At 65.0% G+C, this 22975-nt stretch carries 25 protein-coding genes and 1 pseudogene; 13 read left to right on the forward strand and 13 right to left on the reverse strand.

Annotated elements, in window-relative coordinates; translation table 11 throughout:
* Window positions 1-150 precede the first annotated feature (150 nt).
* Both AC24YW_RS25870 and AC24YW_RS25875 read left to right on the forward strand, forming a co-directional pair.
* Window positions 151-1698: a Do family serine endopeptidase gene (locus AC24YW_RS25870; protein WP_487485374.1), complete on the forward strand. Its 1548-nt coding sequence runs from the start codon at window positions 151-153 to the stop codon at window positions 1696-1698.
* Between the two features lie 267 nt (window positions 1699-1965).
* On the forward strand, window positions 1966-2328 hold the full coding sequence (locus AC24YW_RS25875; protein ID WP_487485375.1) for a hypothetical protein: 363 nt from the start codon (window positions 1966-1968) through the stop codon (window positions 2326-2328).
* Window positions 2329-2334: 6 nt separating this feature from the next.
* On the opposite strand, the gene AC24YW_RS25880 is transcribed toward AC24YW_RS25875, so the two are convergent.
* On the reverse strand, window positions 2335-2655 hold the full coding sequence (locus AC24YW_RS25880) for a DUF6496 domain-containing protein (protein ID WP_487485376.1): 321 nt from the start codon (window positions 2653-2655) through the stop codon (window positions 2335-2337).
* A 69-nt stretch (window positions 2656-2724) separates the two neighbouring features.
* The gene (locus AC24YW_RS25885) at window positions 2725-2919 is read right to left on the reverse strand and encodes a DUF3072 domain-containing protein (RefSeq protein WP_487485377.1); all 195 of its coding nucleotides are present in this window, start codon (window positions 2917-2919) and stop codon (window positions 2725-2727) included.
* 115 nt (window positions 2920-3034) lie between these two features.
* On the opposite strand from AC24YW_RS25885, the gene AC24YW_RS25890 reads away from it, so the two are divergent.
* Window positions 3035-3274, forward strand: a complete 240-nt coding sequence (locus AC24YW_RS25890; protein WP_487485378.1) for a hypothetical protein — start codon at window positions 3035-3037, stop codon at window positions 3272-3274.
* Between the two features lie 207 nt (window positions 3275-3481).
* Here the strand turns inward: AC24YW_RS25890 and AC24YW_RS25895 are convergent, their stop codons facing one another.
* On the reverse strand, window positions 3482-3739 hold the full coding sequence (locus AC24YW_RS25895; RefSeq protein WP_487485676.1) for a hypothetical protein: 258 nt from the start codon (window positions 3737-3739) through the stop codon (window positions 3482-3484).
* Between the two features lie 153 nt (window positions 3740-3892).
* On the opposite strand from AC24YW_RS25895, the gene AC24YW_RS25900 reads away from it, so the two are divergent.
* Window positions 3893-4114 (forward strand): hypothetical protein, encoded by a 222-nt coding sequence (locus AC24YW_RS25900; protein WP_487485379.1) that lies wholly within the window; start codon window positions 3893-3895, stop codon window positions 4112-4114.
* Here the strand turns inward: AC24YW_RS25900 and AC24YW_RS25905 are convergent.
* Entirely contained in the window at window positions 4111-5598 is a 1488-nt protein-coding gene (locus AC24YW_RS25905) for an HWE histidine kinase domain-containing protein (protein WP_487485380.1), read from the reverse strand. The two genes, AC24YW_RS25900 and AC24YW_RS25905, sit on opposite strands and share 4 nt — an antisense overlap.
* 13 nt (window positions 5599-5611) lie before the next feature.
* Window positions 5612-11905: a HAMP domain-containing protein gene (locus tag AC24YW_RS25910; RefSeq protein WP_487485381.1), complete on the reverse strand. Its 6294-nt coding sequence runs from the start codon at window positions 11903-11905 to the stop codon at window positions 5612-5614.
* 276 nt (window positions 11906-12181) lie between these two features.
* On the opposite strand from AC24YW_RS25910, the gene AC24YW_RS25915 reads away from it, so the two are divergent.
* Window positions 12182-12475, forward strand: a complete 294-nt coding sequence (locus AC24YW_RS25915; RefSeq protein WP_487485382.1) for a hypothetical protein — start codon at window positions 12182-12184, stop codon at window positions 12473-12475.
* Between the two features lie 3 nt (window positions 12476-12478).
* Here AC24YW_RS25915 and AC24YW_RS25920 read toward each other — a convergent pair whose 3' ends face one another.
* Window positions 12479-12991 (reverse strand): DUF305 domain-containing protein, encoded by a 513-nt coding sequence (locus AC24YW_RS25920; RefSeq protein ID WP_487485383.1) that lies wholly within the window; start codon window positions 12989-12991, stop codon window positions 12479-12481.
* A gap of 94 nt (window positions 12992-13085) precedes the next feature.
* Here AC24YW_RS25920 and AC24YW_RS25925 point away from each other — a divergent pair, with 94 nt between their 5' ends.
* The 3 genes from AC24YW_RS25925 to AC24YW_RS25935 all read left to right on the forward strand — a co-directional run bounded on the left by AC24YW_RS25925 (window position 13086) and on the right by AC24YW_RS25935 (window position 13797).
* Window positions 13086-13280, forward strand: a complete 195-nt coding sequence (locus tag AC24YW_RS25925) for a hypothetical protein (RefSeq protein ID WP_487485384.1) — start codon at window positions 13086-13088, stop codon at window positions 13278-13280.
* Window positions 13281-13393: 113 nt separating this feature from the next.
* The gene (locus AC24YW_RS25930; protein WP_487485385.1) at window positions 13394-13522 is read left to right on the forward strand and encodes a hypothetical protein; all 129 of its coding nucleotides are present in this window, start codon (window positions 13394-13396) and stop codon (window positions 13520-13522) included.
* A 71-nt stretch (window positions 13523-13593) separates the two neighbouring features.
* Window positions 13594-13797, forward strand: a complete 204-nt coding sequence (locus AC24YW_RS25935; RefSeq protein ID WP_487485386.1) for a hypothetical protein — start codon at window positions 13594-13596, stop codon at window positions 13795-13797.
* Between the two features lie 146 nt (window positions 13798-13943).
* Here the strand turns inward: AC24YW_RS25935 and AC24YW_RS25940 are convergent, their stop codons facing one another.
* The 7 genes from AC24YW_RS25940 to AC24YW_RS25970 all read right to left on the reverse strand — a co-directional run bounded on the left by AC24YW_RS25940 (window position 13944) and on the right by AC24YW_RS25970 (window position 18758).
* Window positions 13944-14189: a hypothetical protein gene (locus AC24YW_RS25940; protein WP_487485387.1), complete on the reverse strand. Its 246-nt coding sequence runs from the start codon at window positions 14187-14189 to the stop codon at window positions 13944-13946.
* 325 nt (window positions 14190-14514) lie between these two features.
* Window positions 14515-15003, reverse strand: coding sequence for a DUF3147 family protein (locus tag AC24YW_RS25945; protein ID WP_487485388.1), 489 nt, complete (start codon window positions 15001-15003; stop codon window positions 14515-14517).
* Complete coding sequence (locus AC24YW_RS25950; RefSeq protein ID WP_487485389.1) at window positions 15003-15350, reverse strand: DUF3147 family protein; 348 nt, start codon at window positions 15348-15350, stop codon at window positions 15003-15005. Before AC24YW_RS25950 ends, AC24YW_RS25945 begins: the two co-directional genes overlap by 1 nt.
* Window positions 15347-15934 carry a phosphatase PAP2 family protein gene (locus AC24YW_RS25955; RefSeq protein WP_487485390.1) on the reverse strand — a complete coding sequence of 196 codons (588 nt, stop codon included), beginning with the start codon at window positions 15932-15934 and terminating at the stop codon, window positions 15347-15349. The genes AC24YW_RS25950 and AC24YW_RS25955 overlap by 4 nt, the downstream gene beginning before the upstream one ends.
* A 160-nt stretch (window positions 15935-16094) precedes the next feature.
* The gene (locus AC24YW_RS25960; RefSeq protein WP_487485391.1) at window positions 16095-16649 is read right to left on the reverse strand and encodes a DUF4142 domain-containing protein; all 555 of its coding nucleotides are present in this window, start codon (window positions 16647-16649) and stop codon (window positions 16095-16097) included.
* Window positions 16650-16734: 85 nt separating this feature from the next.
* Window positions 16735-16962 (reverse strand): hypothetical protein, encoded by a 228-nt coding sequence (locus AC24YW_RS25965; protein WP_487485392.1) that lies wholly within the window; start codon window positions 16960-16962, stop codon window positions 16735-16737.
* Window positions 16963-16970: 8 nt separating this feature from the next.
* Entirely contained in the window at window positions 16971-18758 is a 1788-nt protein-coding gene (locus AC24YW_RS25970; protein ID WP_487485393.1) for a thiamine pyrophosphate-requiring protein, read from the reverse strand.
* Window positions 18759-18904: 146 nt separating this feature from the next.
* Here AC24YW_RS25970 and AC24YW_RS25975 point away from each other — a divergent pair, with 146 nt between their 5' ends.
* The 5 genes and pseudogenes from AC24YW_RS25975 to AC24YW_RS25995 all read left to right on the forward strand — a co-directional run bounded on the left by AC24YW_RS25975 (window position 18905) and on the right by AC24YW_RS25995 (window position 22887).
* The gene (locus AC24YW_RS25975; RefSeq protein WP_487485677.1) at window positions 18905-19279 is read left to right on the forward strand and encodes a PRC-barrel domain-containing protein; all 375 of its coding nucleotides are present in this window, start codon (window positions 18905-18907) and stop codon (window positions 19277-19279) included.
* Window positions 19280-19312: 33 nt separating this feature from the next.
* Window positions 19313-19616: pseudogene (locus AC24YW_RS25980) on the forward strand (Rossmann-fold NAD(P)-binding domain-containing protein); the annotation flags it as partial.
* A gap of 62 nt (window positions 19617-19678) precedes the next feature.
* On the forward strand, window positions 19679-20680 hold the full coding sequence (locus AC24YW_RS25985) for an NAD(P)H-dependent flavin oxidoreductase (RefSeq protein WP_487485394.1): 1002 nt from the start codon (window positions 19679-19681) through the stop codon (window positions 20678-20680).
* A gap of 109 nt (window positions 20681-20789) precedes the next feature.
* Window positions 20790-21209, forward strand: coding sequence for a hypothetical protein (locus tag AC24YW_RS25990; RefSeq protein ID WP_487485395.1), 420 nt, complete (start codon window positions 20790-20792; stop codon window positions 21207-21209).
* 112 nt (window positions 21210-21321) lie between these two features.
* Entirely contained in the window at window positions 21322-22887 is a 1566-nt protein-coding gene (locus AC24YW_RS25995; RefSeq protein WP_487485396.1) for an alkaline phosphatase D family protein, read from the forward strand.
* The last annotated feature ends 88 nt before the right edge of the window (window positions 22888-22975 follow it).

The following is a 22975-nucleotide window of genomic DNA, read 5'->3' on the forward strand; positions in this document are numbered from 1 at the left end:
GCGCGTTGAGCTGTATCAAACGTCCGGATGGCCTGCCGCGCCCCGCTCATCCATTCTTTGCCGAGATTTAATCGGACGGACGGGACGCCGTAAGGTGGCAGCGACCATGTTGCGGGCAAGGCGACACCAGCTCAACATGGACATTTCGACATGAACGATCGCGTCAATTCCGACACCACCACGTCTCGCAGGATATTGCGGCGGCGTGGGCTCGCGCTGCTCGGCACCGTGGCCGCGCTCGGCGTAGCCGCCCTGGCCATTGCGCCGGGCGCCTCGCCGTACGGCATCAACGCCTTCATTGCGCCGGCTCAGGCGGCCGAAGCCGCCGCGACGCCGCCCGGCTTCGGCGATCTCGTCAGCAGGGTCAAACCCGCGGTGATCTCGGTGCGGGTCAAGATCGATCAGGATAACGACAAGAGTGCGATGCTGCAGCAGAACCGGATGGATTCGGACGAGGACACGCCGTTCGACCAGTTCTCGCGACAATTCGGTTTCCGCTTTCCGGGCGGTGCGAACGGCATGCCGCGCCAGCGCCACCAGATGATCACGGGCGAAGGCTCCGGCTTCTTCATTTCCGCCGACGGCTACGCCGTGACCAACAATCACGTCGTCGATCGCGCCCAGTCCGTGCAGGTGACGATGGACGACGGCACGACATACACCGCGAAGGTCGTCGGCACCGATCCTAAGACCGATCTCGCGCTGATCAAGGTCGACGGCAGGAAGGACTTTCCCTTCGTCAAGTTCTCCGACCAGAAGCCGCGCATCGGCGACTGGGTGGTCGCGGTCGGCAATCCCTTCGGTCTAGGCGGCACCGTAACCGCCGGCATCGTCTCGGCCAGCGGCCGCGACATCGGCAACGGTCCCTATGACGACTTCATCCAGATCGACGCGCCGATCAACAAGGGTAATTCCGGCGGCCCGGCCTTCGACATGAACGGCAACGTGATCGGCGTGAACACTGCGATCTTCTCGCCCTCGGGCGGCTCGGTCGGCATCGGCTTCGATATCCCGGCTTCGACCGCCAAGCTCGTCGTCGCGCAATTGAAGGACAAGGGCGCGGTCACCCGGGGCTGGCTCGGCGTGCAGGTGCAGCCGGTGACGTCGGATATTGCCGACAGCCTCGGGCTCAAGGAGGCGCGCGGCGCGATCGTCGACCATTCGCAGGATGGCAGCCCGGCGGCGAAGGCCGGCATCCAGGCGGGCGATGTCATCACCGCCGTCAACGGCACCACGATCCAGGACTCCCGCGACCTCGCCCGCACCATCGCCGGCTTGGCGCCGGGCACGTCCGTGAAGCTCGATGTGTTCCACAAGGGCGACAGCAAGACGGTGACCCTGGCGCTCGGCGAACTGCCGAACGAGCGGCAGGCCAAGGTCAATGGCAATGCCGATGAGGGCAGGGGGCAGCCGGGTGCTGGCACGCCGCGTCTCGGCCTCAGCCTGGCGCCCGCCGGTGACGTCCAGGGCGCAGGCCAGAACGGGGTTGTCGTCACCGAGGTTGATCCGCAAGGTCCGGCCGCGCAACGCGGCATCCAGACCGGCGACGTCATCCTCAATGTCGGCGGCAAGGCGGTCAGCAATGTCGGCGAGGTGCGCTCCGAGCTTGCGCAGGCCAAATCGTCCGGCAAGCGCAGCGTGCTGCTCCAGGTCAGAAGCGCGGAGGCCACCCGCTTCGTCGCGGTGCCACTCGCGTAACGCGAACTCGATCGTCAGAAATCCAGAAAGGCGGCCCTCGGGCCGCCTTTCGCGCGCCCAGGCAGCTCGCACCAGGCCCGATAACATTCTCGTTAACGGCAGGGATGATGACCGGTGCGTCCGAAAAAGCCGTGTTCGCTGATCACACTCGCTGGAGCATCCCGGTGCTGCGGCAACGTCGCCGCCGAAACGGGTTGCAAGCGTGGAACTTCGAACCTCCCGGTGCTTTGTGGAACTTGCCGGTGGTTCACAAGGATCGGTGCCGACATGGATCGATTGAAGCTCTCGCTCAGGAGTGCGCTGCTGGTGGTGCCATTGGTGCTCTCAGGCGAAAACGCGCTCGGACGCGACGACGGCCGCTACGCGAATTCCCCTCTAAAGCCATGGTTCGACGGTTTGCGCAGCCATCTCGGTCCGTGCTGCTCGGACGCGGACGGTTTCGCCGTTGCCGATCCCGATTGGGAGTCGCACAACGGGCGTTACCGTGTGCGCCTGGACGGGCAGTGGATCGATGTGCCGGATGAGGCCGTCATCACCGAGCCGAACCGGGCCGGTCGTACCATGGTGTGGCCGGTCAAGACTGCGTTCGGGATCTCGATCCGCTGCTTCATGCCGGGGAGCATGATCTGAGACCGGTCAGCGCGACCGCTTGGATGATTTGCGCTTCGATGATTTCTTGCTGGATGATTTCTTGGACGACGTCCTCGACGATTTCTTGGACGTCTTCTTGGACGTCTTCTTGGCGCTTTTGCGCTTCGAAGCCTTCTTCGGGACCTTCTTGCCCTTCTTGCGCGCCTTCGACAGTCCGATCGCGACCGCCTGCTTGCGGCTCTTGACGCGGCCCCCGCGCCCGCCACGGCCGCTTTTCGCTGTGCCCTTCTTATAGCGCCGCATCTCGCTGGCGACATCGCTGCCCGAGCTGCGTGAGTAGCGGCGCTTCTTTGCCTTGCGTGCCATGCATGTTCTCCCTCGGTGGGAAGAACCATTCGGCACCGCCATGGTTCCGGCAGCGCGGGCGACGCGGGCCTAGAAGGAATTTGCCAGCTCGATCTCCGCTTCCAGCGCCTGGATGCGCCTTGCGGCCTCACTGAAGGATAGACCCCGCACATATTGGCCGGGCTGATAGGCCTCCTCGCTGAGCCGCTTCAGCTTAAGTCCCTGCGCCCGCGTCATTTGCTCGCCGAGAAAAAACCTGGCGTCGTATTTACCTTGAATCTGCATCTGGCTTCTCCGTCCTGAAATCGTGACTTGACTATATGTTCTTATTTTGTTCTAACAAGCCATGGACAACAGAATTAATGAAATTCGACGTAAAATCAGAGCGTTGAGGCTCGAAATGGCCGACGTCGAGGCGTCGGTGCGCGACCTCGTCGAGCGCGATCGCGACTGCACGGAAAGGGCCCTGGCGCAGATGGACCTGCGCCGGAAAATCAACTTCTTGATTGCCGAATGGAAGTCGGCTGGCGGCAGCGATGTTCTGCCCGACGTCCGCAATCGGGTGCGCCTTCGTGCCGCGAAGACCGGCGGCAATCCTGTGCGCCCAGCCGAGCGCCGCGGAGATCGTTGGCGCCGCTGAGAAGGCCAAGTGCCGACCCCAAAGATGGAAGATGAAGGGCTCCGCAATGCGGAGCCCTTCACGATTCCAGGGAGCGCCTATGTGGTGGTGGTCATCTTCCCAGGGCTCTCGCGGCGGGAAAACACCCCGGTTGATTTGAAGCAGGCCGCAAACCATCCGTCGCAGCAAGGGTTCCCAGCGCGGCGTCTTCCGTGCGTCACCCACGCTTCAAGTTTGCTTGTCCTCGGCCAGGATGAACACGGCGCCGGTGAGCGTCGCGCCGATCGCAAAGGTCGTCACCAAGGTGAGGGCGAAGACCATCGTGGCCTGGCTTCCGCCATTGCTCAGCAGGTTGGCGACGGCTGGATTCGACAGGACGAGGGCGAGACTGAAGGTGAGGCCGAGCGCTGCGCCCATCATTGCATGCGTCATCAGCTTGATAAGGCCGCTGGCAGAGACAAGCTCAGACGACTTTCTGGCGCGCATGGACGGCATCCCGAACTGCCACGCCAACGCGCACGTGATCCCCTGGTTCCGTTCCGCTGAGGGAATTGTTATCGCCCGTTTCATCGGGCGTTCATGCCGGGCTTGCCAAGATGGGCGCCAGCAAGATGGGAACACCGAAACGGGAACTTCGATATGGGTAAGGTCGTCTTTCTTTACCGCTCGCTGGCCTATCGCAACGCGGCCGCGGACATCCTGCGCAAGGCGCGCGAGCTCCCGCTTGGCGCGGAGCGGAGCGCAGCCCGCCGCTACGCGAGGGCGCTGCGCGATCTCGCCCGAACGGAAGCCTGGCTCGAAGGGCGCGTCGCGCGCGGACCACGCACGGCGCAGCGCATGAGCAGCGCAGCGTCAGGTTAACCGGATGCGCGTTGCAGTTCGGCAGACCCGGCGGTGTCGAACTTGCTTGGTGCAGCCGCCGCGGTCTTGCGAGTCAACGGCACCTCCAGACGGCACAGCAGGCCCTCGGCGCGCCAATCGAACTGCGCCTGTCCGCCAAGCTGGGACTCGATGCTCGCAAGCAGGCTTCGCGTGCCGAAGCCGCGCGATTTCGGGGTCTTGACCAGGGGACCGCCGGATTCCTCCCAGCTCAGCGTGAGCAGCTCCTCGTCGACCTGCCAATCGATCGCGAGCCGCCCCGCTCGCGTGGATAGCGCGCCGTACTTTGCCGAGTTGGTGAAGAGCTCGTGCAGCGCGAGCGCCAGCGTCTGGGCCGTCGCCGGCAGCAACTGAACTTCGGGCCCTGCCAATTTGATCTGGTCGCCGAGCGAATAGGGCGCAAGCTCCTCGTCGATCAGCCTGGAGAGCTCGGCGCCCTGCCAGCTCGACAGCGACAGGATGGTGTGCACACGCGCCAGCGCATTGATACGCCCCTCGACGGCGTTGACATAGGCCTTGACCTCGTCGGCCCGGGTGAGGCGCACGATCGATTGCGCCAGCGCCAGCGCGTTCTTCGCGCGATGATCGACCTCCCGCGCCAGCAGGTTCTGCCGCTCCTCGGCGCGCTTGCGCTCGGTGATGTCTACGGTCACGCCGCTGACGCGCACCACGCGCCCGCTCTCGTCCGTGGTTGCGGCCGCCGTGCCGACGCACCAGCGTACCTCGCCGTCGGGCCGGAGGATGCGGAACTCCGTCTCATAGGCGCGCGTGCCCTTGTTGAATTCGGCGATCGCCTTGCGCAACTGGTCGACGTCGTCGGGGTGCAGCAGGGCCTGAACGTTGGCCGGATTGACCTCGAAATTGTCGGGGCTGACGCCGAAGATATTGTATTGCCCCTCGTCCCACATCCAATCGCCGCTGACCCAGTCCCAGTCCCAGGACCCCATCTTTCCTGCCGCGATCGCCATGCTGCGCCGCTGCTCGCTCTCGCGCAGCTTCGCGGTGGAAGCCTCCAGTTCCGCGGTGCGGGCGCGGACGCGATCCTCGAGCTCGTGGTTCAGCCGTTCGAGCTCGCGCGTCTTGCGGTAAAGCTCGGCAAACACCTTGATCTTGGCGCGCAGTACCTCCGGCACGACCGGCACCGGCACGTAATCGACCGCGCCCATCTCGTAGCCGCGCAGCCGGTCGATGTCGCTGACCTGGATGGCCGAGATGAAAATCATGGCGGTCTTCTGAAAGCGCGGATGCTCACGGATCATCGCGGCGAGCTCGAAGCCGTCGAGCTCGGGCATGCAGACGTCGACCAGGATCACCGCGATCTCGGTCTTGAGCAGCACCTCCAACGCCTCGCGGCCCGAGGAGGCGATCACGAGGTTCTCGCCGAGATCCTTCAGGATCACCTCGTAGGCGAGCAGCTTGGCCGGCTGATCGTCGACGAGCAGGATGTTGACCTTTTCCTGGTCCATACGCGGGCCCAACTCAGCGATGCAGCCACATGCGGATCGCAAGCAGCAATTGGTCGGTGTTGACCGGCTTGGCGAGGTAGTCGGACGCGCCGGCTTCGAGGCATTTTTCGCGGTCGCCCTTCATCGCCTTGGCGGTCAACGCGATGATCGGCAGACGGGCGAAGGCCGGGTTCTCGCGGATCACGCCGATGGTCTGATAGCCATCCATCTGCGGCATCATGATGTCCATCAGCACGATCGCGATCTCCGGATTGGATTCGACCAGCGTCACCGCCTCGCTGCCGGTCGTGGCCGTCAGCACCTTCATGCCGCGTCGTTCCAGCACGCTCGACAGCGCGAAGATGTTGCGGGCGTCGTCGTCGACGAGCAGGGCGGTCTTGCCGATCAGATCCTCGTCGGAACTGTTCAGCTTCTCCAACATGCGCTGCTTCTCGACCGGCAACTCCGTGATCACGCGGTGCAGGAACAACGCGGTCTCGTCGAGCAGGCGCTCGGGCGATTCCACGCCCTTGACCACGATGCTGCGCGCCATGGTGTGAAGCTCGGCATCCTCCTCGGCGGAAAGCTCGCGGCCGGTGAACACCACGACGGGGATGTTCGACAGCGCCTCGTCGTTGCGGATCTGATCGAGCACCTCGAAGCCGCTCATGTCGGGCAGCCTGAGGTCGAGCACCACGCAATCGCAGGGCTGCTCGCGCAACGTCGTGAGCGCGCCGGCCCCGGTATCCGTGGCCACGATCTCGATGTCGTCATGGTGCAGCAGCTCGCGGATCGAGAGCCGCTCGGCCTCGTTGTCCTCGACGATCAAGAGCCGCTTGCGCCGCGGCCGCGCATATTCCTTGATCTGCGTCAGCGCGGCCGAGACGCCCTCGGTCGTCGTCGGCTTGTTGACGAAGGAGAACGCGCCGCGCGCCAGCGCATGCTGGCGGTCCTCGTCGAGCGTGATGATCTGCACGGGGATGTGGCGGGTGAGCGGATTGTGCTTGAGCTGGCTCAGCACGGTCCAGCCGAGCATGTCGGGCAGGAACACGTCGAGCGAGACGGCCGTCGGCTGGTATTGCTTGGCGAGCTCGAGGGCCTCGGCGCCGCGCGCGGCGACCAGGACCTTGAAGCCCTTGTCGCGGGCCAGATCGACCAGCACGCGGGCATAGTGCGGGTCGTCCTCGACGATCAGGAGGATGGTATCGCCGGGTTCGAGGTTGAGGCGGTCGTCGGGCAGCTGCTCGATGACGCGCTGCTGGTCGGGCGCGGCAGGCTGCAGCGCCGGCGGCTGGCCATATTGCTGCGGTGCCGGCGCCCGCGGCGCGAGGGTCGGGCCGGAATATTTCAAGGGCAGATAGAGCGTGAAGGTCGAGCCCTTGCCCGGCGCGCTGCGCAGGTGGATCTCGCCGCCGAGCAGGCTGGCCAGCTCGCGGCTGATCGCAAGGCCGAGGCCGGTGCCGCCATATTTGCGGCTGGTGCCGGCATCGGCCTGCTGGAACGCCTCGAAGATCAGCTTCTGCTTCTCCAGGGGAATGCCGATGCCGGTGTCGGACACTTCGAAGGCGATCACGGCCGGCGCCGAGTTCAGCACCGGATGATCCGTCCCCCAGCCGCCGATTGCGCCGGCGACCTTCAGGCGCACTTCGCCTTCGGCGGTGAACTTGAAGGCGTTGGAGAGCAGGTTCTTCAGAACCTGTTGCAGCCGCTTGGAGTCGGTCACGATGCTGCGCGGCAGGTTCGGATCGACGTCGATCTTGAACGACAGGTTGCGGTTGTCGGCCTCGTGCCGGAACGGCCGGCCGACGGTCTCGAGCAGGTTCGCGGTCAGGATTTCCTCGGCGTCGACCGTCACGGTGCCGGATTCGATCTTGGAGAGATCGAGAATGTCGCTGATGAGGTTCAAGAGGTCGGTGCCGGCGCCATGGATGGTGCGGGCGAACTCGACCTGCTTGGCCGAGAGGTTGCCGTCGGGGTTGTCGCTGAGCTGCTGTCCGAGGATCAGGATCGAGTTTAGGGGCGTACGCAGCTCGTGGCTCATATTGGCGAGGAATTCGGACTTGTACTTCGAGGTCAGCGCGAGTTCGGTCGCCTTCTCCTCGAGCGCGCGGCGGGCCTGCTCGATCTCCTGGTTCTTGCGCTCGACTTCGACGTTGCGTTCGGCGAGCTGCTGCGCCTTCTGCTCGAGCTGGTCGTTGGTCTGCTGCAATTCGCGCTGCTGGGTCTGCAGCTCGCCCGCGAGCTGCTGCGATTGCTTGAGCAGGCCTTCGGTCTGCATCGTGGCCTCGATCGAATTGAGCACGATGCCGATCGAGTCGGTGAGCTGTTCCAGGAACGTCATCTGCGAGGTCGTGAAGGAGATGAGCGAGGCGAGCTCGATCACGGCCTTGACCTGGCCCTCGAACAGCACCGGCAGCACCACGAGGTTTTTCGGCGCGACGCGGAACAGCGCCGAGTTGATCGGCACCACGTCCGAGGGAATGTCGGAGACGACGCGCGGCCGCTTGTCGAAGGCGCATTGGCCGATCAGGCCTTCGCCGAATTGCAGCACCGGCTGATAGGGGTAGACGCCGTCGCTGGCGTAGGAGGCGAGCAGCAGGAGCTGCGGATCGTTCTCGTTCTCGACCTGGTAGATCACGCCGGTGTGGGCGTTCACCAGTGGCGACAATTCGGTCAGCAGCAGCCGGCCGACGGTGGTGAGGTCGCGCTGGCCCTGGAGCATGTTGGTGAACTTGGCGAGGTTGGTCTTGAGCCAGTCCTGCTCGGTGTTCAGCTCCGTCGTGAGACGGAGGTTGGTGATCATCGTGTTGATGTTGTCCTTCAGCTCCGCCACTTCGCCGCGGGCGTCGACCTGGATCGACCGCGTCAGGTCGCCCTTGGTCACCGCGGTCGCGACTTCCGCGATCGCGCGCACCTGCGAGGTCAGGTTGGCCGCGAGCAGATTGACGTTGCCGGTGAGATCCTTCCAGGTGCCGGCCGCGCCGGGCACGTTGGCCTGGCCGCCGAGCCGGCCTTCGACGCCGACCTCGCGCGCCACCGAGGTCACCTGATCGGCGAAGGTCGCGAGCGTCTCGGTCATGTTGTTGATGGTGTCGGCGAGAGCGGCGACCTCGCCCTTCGATTTCACCGTGAGGTTCTGCTTCAGGTCGCCATTGGCGACAGCGGTCACCACCTTGACGATGCCGCGCACCTGCTCGGTCAGGTTCGCCGCCATGAAGTTGACCGTGTCGGTGAGATCCTTCCAGGTGCCGGCGACGCCGGGCACCTGGGCCTGGCCGCCGAGCTTGCCTTCGGTGCCGACCTCGCGGGCGACGCGCGTCACTTCGCCGGCGAAGGCGTTGAGCTGGTCCACCATGGTGTTGATGGTGTTCTTCAGCTCGAGGATTTCGCCCTTCACGTCCACCGTGATCTTGCGCGAGAGGTCGCCGCGCGCGACCGCGGTCGTCACCTCGGCGATGTTGCGGACCTGGGTGGTGAGGTTCGCAGCCAAGAGGTTGACGTTGTCGGTGAGATCCTTCCAGGTGCCGCCGACGCCGGGCACGACGGCCTGACCGCCGAGCCGGCCCTCGGTGCCGACCTCGCGCGCCACGCGCGTGACTTCGGCGGCGAAGGAGCGGAGCTGCTCGACCATGGTGTTCAGCGTGTCCTTCAGGAGAAGGATCTCGCCGCGTACGTCCACCGTGATCTTCTTCGACAGGTCGCCGCCGGCGATGGCGGTCGCGACCTCCGCGATGTTGCGGACCTGCGCCGTCAGGTTGGAGGCCATGAAGTTGACGTTGTCGGTGAGGTCCTTCCAGGTGCCGGCGACGCCGGGCACTTCGGCCTGGCCGCCGAGCTTGCCTTCGGTGCCGACCTCGCGCGCCACGCGCGTGACTTCGCCGGCAAAGCCGTTGAGCTGGTCCACCATGGTGTTGATGGTGTTCTTGAGCTCGAGGATTTCGCCCTTCACGTCGACGGTGATCTTGCGCGAGAGGTCGCCGCGCGCGACCGCGGTCGTCACCTCGGCGATGTTGCGGACCTGGGCGGTGAGGTTGCCCGCCATCGAGTTCACGGAGTCGGTCAGGTCCTTCCAGGTGCCGGCGACGCCGGGCACGTTGGCCTGGCCGCCGAGGCGGCCTTCGGTGCCGACCTCGCGCGCCACGCGCGTCACCTCGCCCGCGAAGCGGTTGAGCTGGTCGACCATCGTGTTCAGCGTGTCCTTGAGCTGAAGGATCTCGCCGCGCACGTCCACGGTGATCTTGCGCGACAGGTCGCCGCCGGCGATCGCGGTCGCAACTTCGGCGATGTTGCGGACCTGGGCGGTTAGGTTGCCCGCCATCGAGTTGACGGAGTCGGTCAGGTCTTTCCAGGTGCCGGCGACGCCGGGCACGTCGGCCTGGCCGCCGAGCTTGCCGTCGGTGCCGACCTCGCGGGCGACGCGCGTGACTTCGCCGGCAAAGGCGTTGAGCTGGTCGACCATGGTGTTGAGCGTTTCCTTCAGCTGAAGGATTTCGCCGGACACGTTCACCGTGATCTTCTTGGACAGGTCGCCCTTCGCCACCGCGGTTGCGACCTCGGCGATGTTGCGGACCTGGCCGGTGAGGTTCGAGGCCATCGAGTTGACGCTGTCGGTGAGGTCCTTCCACGTGCCGCCGACGCCGCGCACCACGGCCTGGCCGCCGAGCTTGCCTTCGGTGCCGACCTCGCGCGCCACGCGGGTGACTTCGCCGGCGAAGGCGTTGAGCTGGTCCACCATGGTGTTGATGGTGTCTTTCAGCTCGAGGATCTCGCCGCGGACGTCCACGGTGATCTTCTTCGAGAGGTCGCCGCCGGCGACCGCGGTGGTCACCTCGGCGATGTTGCGGACCTGCGCGGTCAGGTTCGAGGCCATCGAGTTGACGCTCTCGGTCAGGTCCTTCCAGGTGCCGGCGACGCCGAGCACGTTGGCCTGGCCGCCGAGCCGGCCCTCGGTGCCGACCTCGCGGGCGACGCGCGTCACTTCGCCGGCGAAGGCGTTGAGCTGGTCGACCATGGTGTTGAGCGTCTCCTTCAGCTGAAGGATCTCGCCCGAGACGTTCACCGTGATCTTCTTCGACAAATCGCCGCTCGCGATGGCGGTCGCGACGTCGGCGATGTTGCGGACCTGCGCGGTCAGGTTGGAGGCCATGAAGTTGACGTTGTCGGTCAGGTCCTTCCAGGTGCCGGCGACGCCCGGCACCTGGGCCTGGCCGCCGAGCTTGCCCTCGGTGCCGACCTCGCGCGCCACGCGGGTGACTTCCGAGGCGAACGAGTTGAGCTGGTCCACCATGGTGTTGATGGTGTCCTTCAGCTCCAGGATTTCGCCGCGCACGTCCACGGTGATCTTGCGCGAGAGGTCGCCGCGCGCCACGGCGGTGGTGACGTTGGCGATGTTGCGCACCTGTGCGGTGAGATTGCCGCACATCGCGTTGACGGAGTCGGTCAGGTCCTTCCAGGTGCCGGCGACGCCCGGCACGATGGCCTGGCCGCCGAGCTTGCCGTCGGTGCCGACCTCGCGCGCCACGCGCGTCACTTCGGAGGCGAAGGAGCGCAGCTGGTCCACCATCGTGTTGATGGCTTCCTTCAGCTGGAGAATCTCGCCACGGACGTCGACCGTGATCTTCTTGGAGAGGTCGCCGTTGGCGACTGCGATCGTCACCTCGGCGATGTTGCGAACCTGGTTGGTCAGGTTGTTCGCCATCGAGTTGACGCTCTCGGTCAGATCCTTCCAGACGCCGGTCACTTCGGGCACCTGGGCCTGACCGCCGAGCTTGCCCTCGGTGCCGACCTCGCGCGCCACGCGCGTCACCTCCGAGGTGAACACGCCGAGCTGCTTGATCATGGTGTTGACGATGGTCGCCGACTGCAGGAATTCGCCGCCGAGCGGACGGCCGTCGACGTCGAGCTTGACGGTCTGCAGCAGGTCGCCTTGGGCGACGGCCGCGACGGCGCGCGTCACCTCGCGCGTCGGCCACAACAGGTCGTCGATCAGCGTGTTGACCGAACCTTCCATGTCGGCCCAGGAGCCCGACGCAAGGCCGAATTTCACGCGCTGACGGGTCTTGCCTTCGCGTCCCACCACTTGGCCCACCAGCTCGAGCTGCTGCGCCATGCGCTGATTGGCGGCGATAATTTCGTTAAAGGTGTCGGCAATCTTGCCGTCGATGCCGAGATAGTCGCCGCTCATGCGCACCGAAAAGTCACCGCTGCGCATAGCCTGGAGCGCGAGCAGCAGTTCGCCCCGCGAATCCGGCTCGGACGTACCGTTGATTTTTGGCTTTGGGACGCGACGACCGGAGCGTGATGCAGTTCCGGAATCGAGGTCGCTCATACTGTTTCCCCCGCAGGCGTCGGCCGAATCCGAGGCAAGACGCGTTCGACGAAATAAGAGCGTCAGCCAAATTCTAAATCAAGCGCCAACGTACGGCACCGCGAAATGGAACCCGCCTTGCTCAGCCCAACCGAGCTAACGTTGATCGGCCGGCTTGGTTCCATGCCTCAAGGCAAAAGGCCGCGAGGCCGGTCGCCCACGCGTCCCCGTCCACATCATCCTTCGGAACGGAGCGCTGAGCCTGACGGTTAGCCACCGCAGACAGGGAGAACGGTTATGAAAGCAGCAATTGCCGCCCTCGCCATCACGGCGCTTGCCGCGGGATCGGTTCTGGCCCAGGGCGGTGCGCCAAGCGGCCGCGGCTCCGTGACGGGCGACCCCGCCGCAAGCTCCGCCAACCCGCGGGCGGACACGCCGACCACTGGCGCGGCTAGCCGCTCCAATCCGAGCGGAAGCGGCACGTCGTCGTCCGGCGGCAAGGACGACAACGGCGATGCGGGCCGCGACAAGATGCCGGAGAGCGACCGCACCGTGCGGCCGCAGAGCCAGCAACGGTCGAGCGACAAGTAAAGGTTACTTGTCAGCCATGGTGCGCTCGGCGTCCCTGACCTGCGCGCGCAGCAGCGGCAGTTGTTCGCGCGCGAACACTGCGAGCGCCGCATTGTCGGGCGCCGCCAGATAGCGTTCGAGCAGGCTGATGATCGACTCATACTCGGGAATTTGCGCGGCATAGAAACTTCTGACATAGGCGGGACCATCCGACATGTCGGGCTCGATCAGGCTCGCGCTCGGGGATGTCGCCCTACCGAGGTGCAGTTCCGCGCCGATGGCCTCCTGGACCTCTTTCAGCCTCTTGTCGCGCTTAGCCGCTTCCTCGGCGCGCAGGGCGGCCAGATTCTTGACCTCCGCGTTGCCCTTGAGGTCGGTGTTCTCGAGCAGCCCCTGTTGAAACCGGCTGAAATTGTAGGCGCCGCTGATCACCTCGATCGCGGAGGGTGGCTGTGCGCCGGGCTTTCGTTCGCCAACGCTGTCGGCCAGCGACGAGCTGCTGATCAATGCCAGGATGATTGCCGCGACAACTCGCATCGATCCCCAATGACGAACCGCCTGCGAAAGTTCCCGACTATTACGATCCGGTAAGCGGCTTGCGGCGCCAGAGTTCCGTCCCCACGTCCTCGGTATGAAACAGTCTGAGATATTCAGAGACAACGCCGACAACTGTCTCCAGCTTGCCGAGCGTGCCGACGGACAGCCCGCCCATAAGCGCTATTCGCGCATGGCCGACGCCTGGACGGCACTCGCCAACGAGCAGGATTGGCTCGACGGCGAGGTTTCGCCCGTTCCGGCTCATCCAGCTCCAAAGCGGAACGGGTGAGCTCGTTCTCACAAATCTGCATGTGAGACCGCTCACGGAAGGCACGCAGCTAATTTGGAATCATCCGGGAACGTCGGTCGCGGCGATTTCCAATTGCAGAAGGAGGTTTGGCGATGGCTCCACGTCTGGCTCTTCTTTCCCTCGTCCTCGCCTTTGGCGTCACCGTCGCGTTCGCGACCGTGACGACGGTGCGGCAGGTGCATATCGAGAATGCATCCGCCGTCCACGCCGCGCGCAGCTGATTGCTGCGGCGGAACATTCGCCGCCGCAATGCGTAAGCGCTCCGACACATCAGTAGAAGCGAGAGCGCATCATGGCCCATTCCGACCAAGGCATCGTCAAGGACAAGCGTGGCGAGGAGCAGCCGCGCGACAAGGAACGTGCGCAATCCGTTCACAAGACGGATCCGAAAGGCTCGCCTTCGCGTGAAGCGACGCGCGATCCCAAACTGAACGACAACCTCAAGACGCCTGGTTCCGGCGCCATGCCGGACGGCTCGAGCGACGCCACGGGCTAAGCTCTCACCAGGAACGAATTCGTGCAGGAAGAGTCGACGGATTGCTGCCGGTAGTCACGCCCCCGGTGCACCGGAAGCAATCTCCAAGGACGGCCCTGGCACCCACCGTGCCGGGGTCGCTTGGCTTTGGAGAGGGCCTCGTTGTGTTATCCGCCGCTGCTCTCCGGGTCCCCCTGAGTATGTCCTTCGGGCCCGCGGCCAAACACGCCGAAGCTGCTTGACTTCACGCCGGCAGCGGCATCGACGCCCACAGCGGCCAGTCCGCACTTGAGGAGTTCGCGGACTGCTGCCGCCCGCGTCGGCATGCGGTGTTTGAACCGGAAATCATCGATGGCAGCCAGTTCTTCCGGTGAAAGCATGACCTGGAGGCGCTCGGCGCGAAGGTCGTTCATGGCGATCACGCAAATTGAGTAGGTTGAGTAGCTTACTCAACGAACCAGCCTGATGAGAGTTCCGCGAAAGCCGACGAAGCCTCCAAATAAGTTAAGAAAACAAAATAAATCAATGATTTAGAAGCGCGTCCCGCCATGGGGCATTGTTCCCGAAAGGGAGAGGGGCCATGACGGAAAGCCAGGTTACCCCGCAAGCTTTCCGAAGAGCCCGCAGCCCCCGAGCCGGTGCGGCCAAGCCAGCAGAAGATCATCGATGAGTCGAGCGCTGGGCCAACAGCCCCGGCCTCCAGCCCCCGCAATCGCAGCCGTCGGGGGCGAAAGCGAGCTAGGGCTTGGCGAAACCAGAGCCCGTTGCCGACGGCGAATGGTCCGATCGGCGCGATCGATGCGAGACAATGCGAAGCTTGCGCCTAAGCCAAAAGGCCGACACGGACACGATGGCCCAGACCGTCAGCGCTGCGATGAAAGCGAAAGCGACGCTTGCTCCGATGACGACATGGAAGGCGGCGGCGAACGCGGCGAGGCCGATGCTGCCGAGGGCGGCGCCTGCGGCATCAAGCGCCGCCGCCTGCTGCCCGCGCCGCCGCCCGCTCAGGCCAGCCTTCTCCTTGGCGTGACGCTCGTGGCTTTCGATCAGCGTCGCGCTGGCACAGAAGATGGCCGGAAGAGCAAGAAAGAGCCCGCCGACGGACGGGCCGAACTTCGAGCCGATAACGCCCGCGAGCACTGTCGCACCGCCGCCGAGCACGAAGCGAATGGCGTACTCGTACCACCGCGTCTGTTTCAGCGCCGATGTCGATAGCTTCACCAGCATCAGGCGGCACCTCCCAGGCCGGCGAGCAGGCCGAAGGCGACCACGACCCACGCGGCAAAGGCGAGGATCGTTGCCGGAAGCGCGCCGAGACGGAACCTCATCAGGAGGTGGCAGACGACGACGCTGTAGCAGGCGAGCGCGATGGCGCCATGGATCATCGTCCAGCTCTCGGCCGCAGCATATTGCGGGCCGTGCTGGACCACTGCGATGCCGAGGGTGGCGAGCGCCACCGACGGCGCGGCGCCGAGCAGCCCGGCAAAGCTCTTCGGCCGCAGCATGTCACCGAGGATCGCGAAGACGGATACGATCAGGCCGCCGGCGACGAAGCGCATGAGATATTCGGTCATGGCTGTGCCTCCGACCCCCCGCGCTGCCGGTGCTGTGACCTCGTCAGCGTGAACGGCCTGAGCAATCGCTCGACGACGATGCCGAGCGTGAAGCCTGCCAGGACGTCGCTCGCCCAGTGTGCGAGCAGCGCGACGCGCGTGAGGGACAGCGCTACGGCGAAGGAGCGTACCAGCCTGCGCGGGGCCGGCGGCAACAGGCCTGCGGCGGAGGCGAGGGCGCCCATATGCACGGCGTGACCTGAGGGAAATGCATCGCGTGCCCGTCCCGAAAAGGGAACGCCGTGCCGATGGCCGCTCAACGTCAGCCGGTCCGGCCTCGTCTGATCGAACACGGATTTCAAGACATGTGGCAGCACGGTCGTCACCAGCGACACGATCAGGACGTGATCGGCAACGGGACGCTGCTGCCGATGCCAGAGGCGGCTGTAGAGCCAACCCGCCGCCGCGAGTGCCACCAGGACATGCTCGTCGGCGCCCCAGGTCATGGCCTGGGCAGCATGCTCGAGCCCCGAGTTGGTATTGTGCGCGATCCCGTTGGCGATCGCCGTATCGATCCGGGTGGGTTTGACTGCTACTAAGGCCATCGATCCGTCGGAGATATTTCCTCCATGACAGTTTTGTAAAACCTGGAAGCAAAGAAGGTTCCTGGGCTCGAACCGCCAGGCACCGCCAGCGGCTGCGCGATGAAGTTCTCATCGCGCGCCAGGAAGGACGCCGGAAGAGCCGGCGTCCTTCAAGTATGGGTTACTTGTTGGATTGGCCGACGTTCGGCGCCCTGCCGAGGTTCTTGGCCATCTCGAGGTGGTGCTTCAACGCTGGGAGCGTCTTGCCGGCCCAATCCTTGAGCTCGGCATTGTCGCCGCCCTTGGCGTAACGTTCGAACAGCGACACGGCATCCTCGTGCGCGCTGACCTGGTAGGAGTTGTAGTCCGAGCTGAAATCCTTGCCGCTCGCGTTCTTGAGCTTGTCGATCTTGTTCTGATGCGAGCTGTCGAGCGCTGTCGGCAGCTTGGCCTGCACCTTGCCATTGCCGACCAGTCCCTTGAGCTCATTGCTCGTCTTGGTGTGGTCCGTGATCATCTGCTGCGCGAAGGTTTTCTCCTCCGCGCTGCCTTTCTGCTGGGCGAGCTTGCTCGATTCGATCTCGAACATATCGCTGATCGCGACCTGAGTGACGAAGTCGGCGGTCGCAGGCGCAACGCCGAGCGCCGAATTCACGCCGGTCTTTTCGCCGAGTGACTGGGCGAGGGCAGGGCCTGCGAGAATCATGCAGGCAAGGGCGATGATTGTGCGTTTCATGGTCAAATCCTTCCCAAAGGTCGCGCGGCCGCTTGCCGGCGACGTGCGCCGACCAACACGCCGCCGGGGCCGGGGTTCCTAACGGCTAATCCGCGGGATTACGTCCCGTGCGCGGATTGATGGGATCCGTCGGCTTGCGTCGAAGCCGCTCGGGCAGGAACGGTTCGGCGGCCGTAGCGGTCGCGTCTGCCCTTACGTCGGCGTGGTGCTGCGCCTGCTCGTGGGACGTGCGGTTGTCGTTGATCCTGCGCTTGACGTCGAGACCGTCGACCGGATCGTTGACGCCGTGCTGGATGTCGCGGAAATCACTCATGGCTCACCTCATTGCTTTCCGGGCAGGATCGATTCCAGCACCTGCCGTGCGGCTCCCTTGATCATTCCGCTCTCGTTCGGGTCGCCCTTCATAAGGGCGAGCGAGAAGTTCTTCGCCTGCTGCAAGGTGATGTGCGGCGGCAGCGGCGGCACCTCCGGATCGGTTTTCACTTCCAGCACGACGGGCATTTCGCTTGTAAGCGCCTGGTCCCAGGCCGAGCCGAGCAGCTGTGGGCTGTCGACGAAGATGCCGCGCAGGCCGATCAGCTCGGCGAAGCGCGAATAGGAGACATTGGGAATGCGCTGTGACGCCTCGAACTTGGGATCACCGTTGATGATGCGTTGCTCCCAGGTGACCTGATTGAGGTCCTCGTTGTTGAAGACACAGACAATGAAACGCGGGTCCTTCCAGTCGCGCCAATACTTCGCAGCGGTGATCAGCTCGGCCATGTTGCTCATCTGCATGGCGCCGTCCCCGACCAGTGCAATCACGGGGCGGTCCGGATAGGCGTATTTGGCCGCGAGCGCGTAAGGCACCGCAGCGCCCATCGAGGCAAGCCCGCCGGAGAGCGAGGCTGTCATGCCGCGCCGTATTTTCAGGTCGCGGGCGAACCAGTTGGCGCAGGAGCCGGAATCGCTGGTGATGATGGCGCGGTCGGGCAGGCGCGGTGATAATTCCCAGGCGACGAGCTGCGGATTGACTGGCGCGGCGGGCTGATGCGCGCGGCCATCCAATGTCTTCCACCACGTTGCAACGTCGTCCTGGATGCTCTGGCGCCAGGCCCCGTCGCTCTTGGGTTTCAGCCGCGGCAACAAGGCCCGCAGCGTCTCGGCCGCATCTCCGACGAGGCCGACCTCCATGGGAAATCGAATCGACATCATGCCGGCGTCGATGTCGATCTGGACGCCGCGCGCGCTGCCTTCCTTCGGCAGGAATTCGGCGTAAGGAAAGGCCGAGCCCACCATCAGCAGGGTGTCGCATTCCATCATCAAGTTGTAGCTGGGCTCGGTGCCGAGCAGGCCGATCGAGCCGGTGACCCATGGCAGGTCGTCGGGCAGCGCGGCCTTGCCGAGCAGCGCCTTGGCGCAGCCGGCCGACAGCCGGTCGGCGACCGCGATGATCTCGTCGGTGGCGTGAAGCGCGCCGGCGCCGACCAGCATCGCGACCTTCCTGCCGGCATTGAGGATATCAGCGGCGCGGTCGAGATCGACGTCGTGTGGGATGACTTTAGGCGCGCTGTATCCGACGCCCGAGTGCAGCGTGCCGTGCGCGCGGGGCGGGTCCTCGTAAGCCTCCTCCTGCAGGTCGTTGGGCAAGATGATGACGGTGGGAGTCCGCCGCGCCAGTGCGATCCGCACCGACCGATCAATCAGGTGTCGCACCTGCGCTGGCGAGGAGGCCTGCATGACGTAGGCGCCGGCGACGTCCTTGAACATCGAGAGGAGGTCGAGTTCCTGCTGATAGTGACCGCCGAGGGCGTTGCGCGATTGCTGGCCGACGATCGCCAGCACCGGCTGGTGATCGAGCAGCGCATCGTACAGCCCGGTGACGAGATGCGAGGCGCCGGGACCGGAGGTCGCAATGCAGACGCCGAGCTCGCCTGAGAATTTCGCGTAGGCGGTCGCCATGAACGCCGCCATTTCCTCGTGCCGCGCTTGCACAAAGCCGATCTTGCCGTCCGCCCGGTTCATCGCACCGAACACGCCGTTGATGCCGTCGCCGGGATAGCCAAAGATGTGGCGCACGCCCCATTGGTGCAGGCGCTCAATGATGAAGTCGGAGACGGTCTGGGACATTGCGGGCGGCTTTCTCTGTTGCGGCCTCGGTAGCCTCAGAGAACCGGCTCTTTGTGGTGATGTTCCCAAAGCTTTTGCGGAATACGCGCCGGAACGATCACGCACCCCTTTCGGTTGATTCACAAATTGCTGAGTGGAGAATGACGATGCTGAATCAGGGCGAACTGGACCGCAACGAGATGGGTCGGCTGATCGGAAGCGACAAGGTCGAGGGAACCGCTGTCTTTGGCGCCGATCGCAACAAGATCGGATCGATCGAACGGGTCATGATCGACAAGATCAGCGGCAAGGTCTCTTACGCGGTGCTTGGTTTCGGCGGCTTTCTCGGCCTCGGCAATGATCACTATCCGTTGCCTTGGCAGTCGCTGAAGTACGACACCGAGCTCGGCGGTTACGTGACTGCGATCACCGCCAAGGATCTGGAAGGCGCGCCGAAATACGATGAGAAGACCGACTGGAACTGGAGTGACGACGCCGCCGTGCGCGGCATCAACTCCTATTACGGCGTTCCCTTCGCTTGAGCTTTGTGAGGCGCGCCGCCTCACTCGGCCGGCCGCTTCGGCAGCGGCTTTGCCGCCCTTCGCCAGCGCCAAATTCGGCCTGCGCGGCCGCGCAGGCGATTGCGCGCGAGCTTGGGCCGAAGAACATCCACGTCGCTCATCTCATCATCGATTCGGCGTCGACCCCGAATGGGTGCGCCAGCGCCGGTTTGAGGCGCTCGGCCCCAATGCGCTCGATAATCCCGACCTGCTGATGCCGCCATCGTCGGCGGCGAACGCCTATTGGCAGCTTTACCAGCAGCCGACGAGCGCCTGGACCTTCGAGATGGAGATCCGTCCGTTCGGAGAGAAATGGTGACCGCGGCGCGAAAGTCCGGCTAGACTGACCTCAACATCAAGCAAATTCCGGGAGGACCTTCAGTGAAGACCGCGATCACCGAACTGTTCGGCATCGAGCACCCGATCATCCAGGGCGGCATGCATTTCGTCGGCTTCGCCGAGCTGGCCGCTGCCGTCTCCAATGCCGGCGGGCTCGGCATCATCACCGGTCTCACGCAGAAGACGCCGGAGCTGCTCGCCAAGGAAATCGCGCGCTGCCGCGACATGACCGACAAGCCGTTCGGCGTCAACCTCACCTTCCTTCCGACCTTCGCCGCGCCGCCTTATCCGGAATACATCGCGGCCATCGTCGAGGGCGGCATCAAGGCGGTGGAGACCGCGGGCCGCAGTCCGGAAGCCTACATGCCGGCGCTGAAGGCCGCCGGCATCAAGGTCATCCACAAATGCACCTCGGTGCGCCACTCGCTGAAGGCCGAGCGCATCGGCTGCGACGCCGTTAGCGTCGACGGCTTCGAGTGCGGCGGCCATCCCGGCGAGGACGACATTCCCAACATGATCCTGCTGCCGCGTGCGGCGGAAGAGCTGAAGATCCCGTTCGTAGCCTCGGGCGGCATGGCCGATGGGCGCAGCCTGGTCGCGGCGCTCTCGCTGGGCGCGGCCGGCATGAACATGGGCACGCGCTTCATCGCCACCAAGGAAGCGCCGGTGCACCAGAACGTGAAGGACGCGCTGGTCGCGGCGACCGAGCTCGACACCCGCCTGATCATGCGGGCGTTGCGCAACACCGAGCGCGTCCTGAAGAACGCCAATGTCGACCGCCTGCTCGAGATCGAGCGCGAGAAGGGCGCCAAGCTCACGATCGACGACATCCACGACCAGGTCGCGGGCGTCTATCCCAGGATCATGCTGGACGGCCAGATGGACGCCGGCGCCTGGAGCTGCGGCATGGTCGCAGGCCTGATCCACGACATCCCATCCTGCAAGGAGCTGATCGATCGCATCATGGGCGAGGCGGAAACCATCATCCGCAACCGCCTGATCGGGTTCCTGGACGGGACCGGGGCGACGCGAAAGGTCGCCTGACACCGTCAAACTTCTTAACCACGGCGGCATTTGACCGCTGGAATTGCGCGCGGCGCCTCCTAGATAAGGGTAAATTACCCCTTTCATTCATCGATTTCAGGAGGCGTCCGTGGTCCTGAAAAGCGCTCCCTTCGCAATTGCCTTTGCCCTCGTGGTCGCAGGGGCCGGTGTTGCGCGCGCCGACGACTACAAGCCAGGCGAATATCTCGGTCTCGATCTCTCCAAGGCGGTGCTCTCGCCGAAACGTCTCGGGCCGGAGACGCACTTCGCGCCGATCGCACTCGAAGCGCGTGGCGGCAACGAGGCCCAGGCGCGCGTTGAGCCGGTCGACGTGCCGAAGCAGGTTGCCGCCCAACGGGTTCGCGCGGCCGAGCCGAAGGGCGCGCATGCGGCGAGCACCCAGCCGCGCGGCGCCGCGCGCGCCAAGCTTGCACACCGCCGCGGCAATCCGCTCGATGCGCAGGCGATGGACACCCGCATTCAGACCTGGCCATGCCGCTCCGGCGGCATCTGCAACTGGAAGCGGTGATCACAGGCGTCATCCCCGCGTCGCAAAACCGTAGGCGCGGAGTCAAGAAACCGTAAGCCGGGAGTCAAGGAGCGCAGGCACCTTCCGTCGCGATTCGACGAAGGTCTCCTGAATGGCAACGCTCCGCGCCTCGCGCGCATGGACCCGGCGGCAGTTCCTGGTCCGCTCCGCCTCCAGTCTCGCCGTCGCCTCGCTCGCGAAGCCTCATTTGAGCCGCGCCGCCGATCGGCCGCGGATCGCAGGCGGCATCCAGTCCGGCGATGTCTCCGGCGGCTCCGCGGTGATCTGGGCGCGCGCCGACCGACCCGCGCGGATGCAGGTGGAATGCTCGACCGTCGAGAGCTTCAAGACCATCATCGCCTCGGCCTCCGGCGATGCGCTGCCCGACGCCGATCTCACTGCAAAACTCCTGCTGGCGGATCTGCCGCCCGGGCAGGACATCTTCTACCGCGTCCGCTTCGACGACATCGCCACCGGTCTCCTCGGTGAAAGCCGCGTCGGCCATTTCCGCACCGCGCCGGCAGCGCGCCAGTCGATCTCGTTTCTGTGGTCCGGTGACACCGCGGGCCAGGGCTGGGGCATCGACGTCTCCCGCGGCGGCTATCGCAGCTATCGCACCATGCGCGACAACAATCCGGATTTCTTCATCCACTGCGGCGATCACATCTACGCGGACTGCACGATCCCTTCCGAACAGAAGCTGCCGAATGGCGAGACCTGGCGCAACATCGTCACCGAAGAGAAATCGGAGGTGGCGCACACCCTGGCGCAGTTCCGCGGCAACTACAAATACAACCATCTCGACGAACACTTTCGCGCCTTCCATGCAGAGGTGCCGATGTTCGCGCAATGGGACGATCACGAGGTGACCAACGACTGGTCGCCGATCGGGAGCTGTGACGAGGCCGGTTACGAGGACGACGGCACCCCGCGCCTGGTCGCGCGCGCGCGCCGGGCCTTCTTCGACTTCATGCCGATCCGCGACATCGGCGCGCGACACGGCCGCGTCTATCGCAAGATCGCCTATGGCCCGCTGCTCGACGTCTTCATGATCGACATGCGAAGCTACGGCGACGAGAGCTGGAACAAGGGCGACGATCACCGCGGCTGGATCCTGGGCGCCGGGCAGCTCGCCTGGCTGAAGCGCGAGCTTGCCGCTTCGCGCGCGACCTGGAAGGTGATCGCGGCCGATTTGCCGATCGGCTTGATCAGCCTGGACGCCGTCGCGCTCGGCGATGGGCCGCCCGACCGGCGCGAGCACGAGATCGCGGATCTGCTCGCCTCCATCAAGCGTGCCGGCATCCGCAACATCGTCTGGCTCACTGCCGACATGCACTACACCGCCGCGCATTATTACGATCCGAACAGGGCGCAATTTAGGGATTTCGAGCCGTTTTGGGAGTTCGTCTCCGGCCCGCTGCACGCCGGCAGCTGGAGCCCGGGCCAGCTCGACGACACCTTCGGCCCGGTCGCGATGTACCAGCATGGCTGCAGCGCTGAGCAAGGCGACAATCTGGCGCCCTGTTTCGGCTTGCAGTACTTCGGGCGGGTCGACATCGACGGCCGCAGCGGCGTGATGACGGTGAGGCTGAAGGACGTCGACAATCGCGACCTCTGGTCCGTCGACATCGTGCCGCAGCCGCAGGTGCATCCTTCGCTGGTGGCGCAGCGTTCGTAGGCCGCTAACCCGATCTTGATTGGCCGCCGCGCTCCTCCAGCGCTAGGGTGGGAGCCCCGCCACTTCTTCTCCATCACTTGAAATGTCT

The sequence above is a fragment of the Bradyrhizobium sp. USDA3516 genome (assembly GCF_057651995.1).

Coding starts and splice junctions, on each gene's coding strand:
- AC24YW_RS25870 (WP_487485374.1), top strand. CDS start 151: ATGAACGATCGCGTCAATTCCGACACCACCACGTCTCGCAGGATATTG.
- AC24YW_RS25875 (WP_487485375.1), top strand. CDS start 1,966: ATGGATCGATTGAAGCTCTCGCTCAGGAGTGCGCTGCTGGTGGTGCCA.
- AC24YW_RS25880 (WP_487485376.1), bottom strand. CDS start 2,655: ATGGCACGCAAGGCAAAGAAGCGCCGCTACTCACGCAGCTCGGGCAGC.
- AC24YW_RS25885 (WP_487485377.1), bottom strand. CDS start 2,919: ATGCAGATTCAAGGTAAATACGACGCCAGGTTTTTTCTCGGCGAGCAA.
- AC24YW_RS25890 (WP_487485378.1), top strand. CDS start 3,035: ATGGCCGACGTCGAGGCGTCGGTGCGCGACCTCGTCGAGCGCGATCGC.
- AC24YW_RS25895 (WP_487485676.1), bottom strand. CDS start 3,739: ATGCGCGCCAGAAAGTCGTCTGAGCTTGTCTCTGCCAGCGGCCTTATC.
- AC24YW_RS25900 (WP_487485379.1), top strand. CDS start 3,893: ATGGGTAAGGTCGTCTTTCTTTACCGCTCGCTGGCCTATCGCAACGCG.
- AC24YW_RS25905 (WP_487485380.1), bottom strand. CDS start 5,598: ATGGACCAGGAAAAGGTCAACATCCTGCTCGTCGACGATCAGCCGGCC.
- AC24YW_RS25910 (WP_487485381.1), bottom strand. CDS start 11,905: ATGAGCGACCTCGATTCCGGAACTGCATCACGCTCCGGTCGTCGCGTC.
- AC24YW_RS25915 (WP_487485382.1), top strand. CDS start 12,182: ATGAAAGCAGCAATTGCCGCCCTCGCCATCACGGCGCTTGCCGCGGGA.
- AC24YW_RS25920 (WP_487485383.1), bottom strand. CDS start 12,991: ATGCGAGTTGTCGCGGCAATCATCCTGGCATTGATCAGCAGCTCGTCG.
- AC24YW_RS25925 (WP_487485384.1), top strand. CDS start 13,086: ATGAAACAGTCTGAGATATTCAGAGACAACGCCGACAACTGTCTCCAG.
- AC24YW_RS25930 (WP_487485385.1), top strand. CDS start 13,394: ATGGCTCCACGTCTGGCTCTTCTTTCCCTCGTCCTCGCCTTTGGCGTC.
- AC24YW_RS25935 (WP_487485386.1), top strand. CDS start 13,594: ATGGCCCATTCCGACCAAGGCATCGTCAAGGACAAGCGTGGCGAGGAG.
- AC24YW_RS25940 (WP_487485387.1), bottom strand. CDS start 14,189: ATGAACGACCTTCGCGCCGAGCGCCTCCAGGTCATGCTTTCACCGGAA.
- AC24YW_RS25945 (WP_487485388.1), bottom strand. CDS start 15,003: ATGCTGGTGAAGCTATCGACATCGGCGCTGAAACAGACGCGGTGGTAC.
- AC24YW_RS25950 (WP_487485389.1), bottom strand. CDS start 15,350: ATGACCGAATATCTCATGCGCTTCGTCGCCGGCGGCCTGATCGTATCC.
- AC24YW_RS25955 (WP_487485390.1), bottom strand. CDS start 15,934: ATGGCCTTAGTAGCAGTCAAACCCACCCGGATCGATACGGCGATCGCC.
- AC24YW_RS25960 (WP_487485391.1), bottom strand. CDS start 16,649: ATGAAACGCACAATCATCGCCCTTGCCTGCATGATTCTCGCAGGCCCT.
- AC24YW_RS25965 (WP_487485392.1), bottom strand. CDS start 16,962: ATGAGTGATTTCCGCGACATCCAGCACGGCGTCAACGATCCGGTCGAC.
- AC24YW_RS25970 (WP_487485393.1), bottom strand. CDS start 18,758: ATGTCCCAGACCGTCTCCGACTTCATCATTGAGCGCCTGCACCAATGG.
- AC24YW_RS25975 (WP_487485677.1), top strand. CDS start 18,905: ATGCTGAATCAGGGCGAACTGGACCGCAACGAGATGGGTCGGCTGATC.
- AC24YW_RS25995 (WP_487485396.1), top strand. CDS start 21,322: ATGGCAACGCTCCGCGCCTCGCGCGCATGGACCCGGCGGCAGTTCCTG.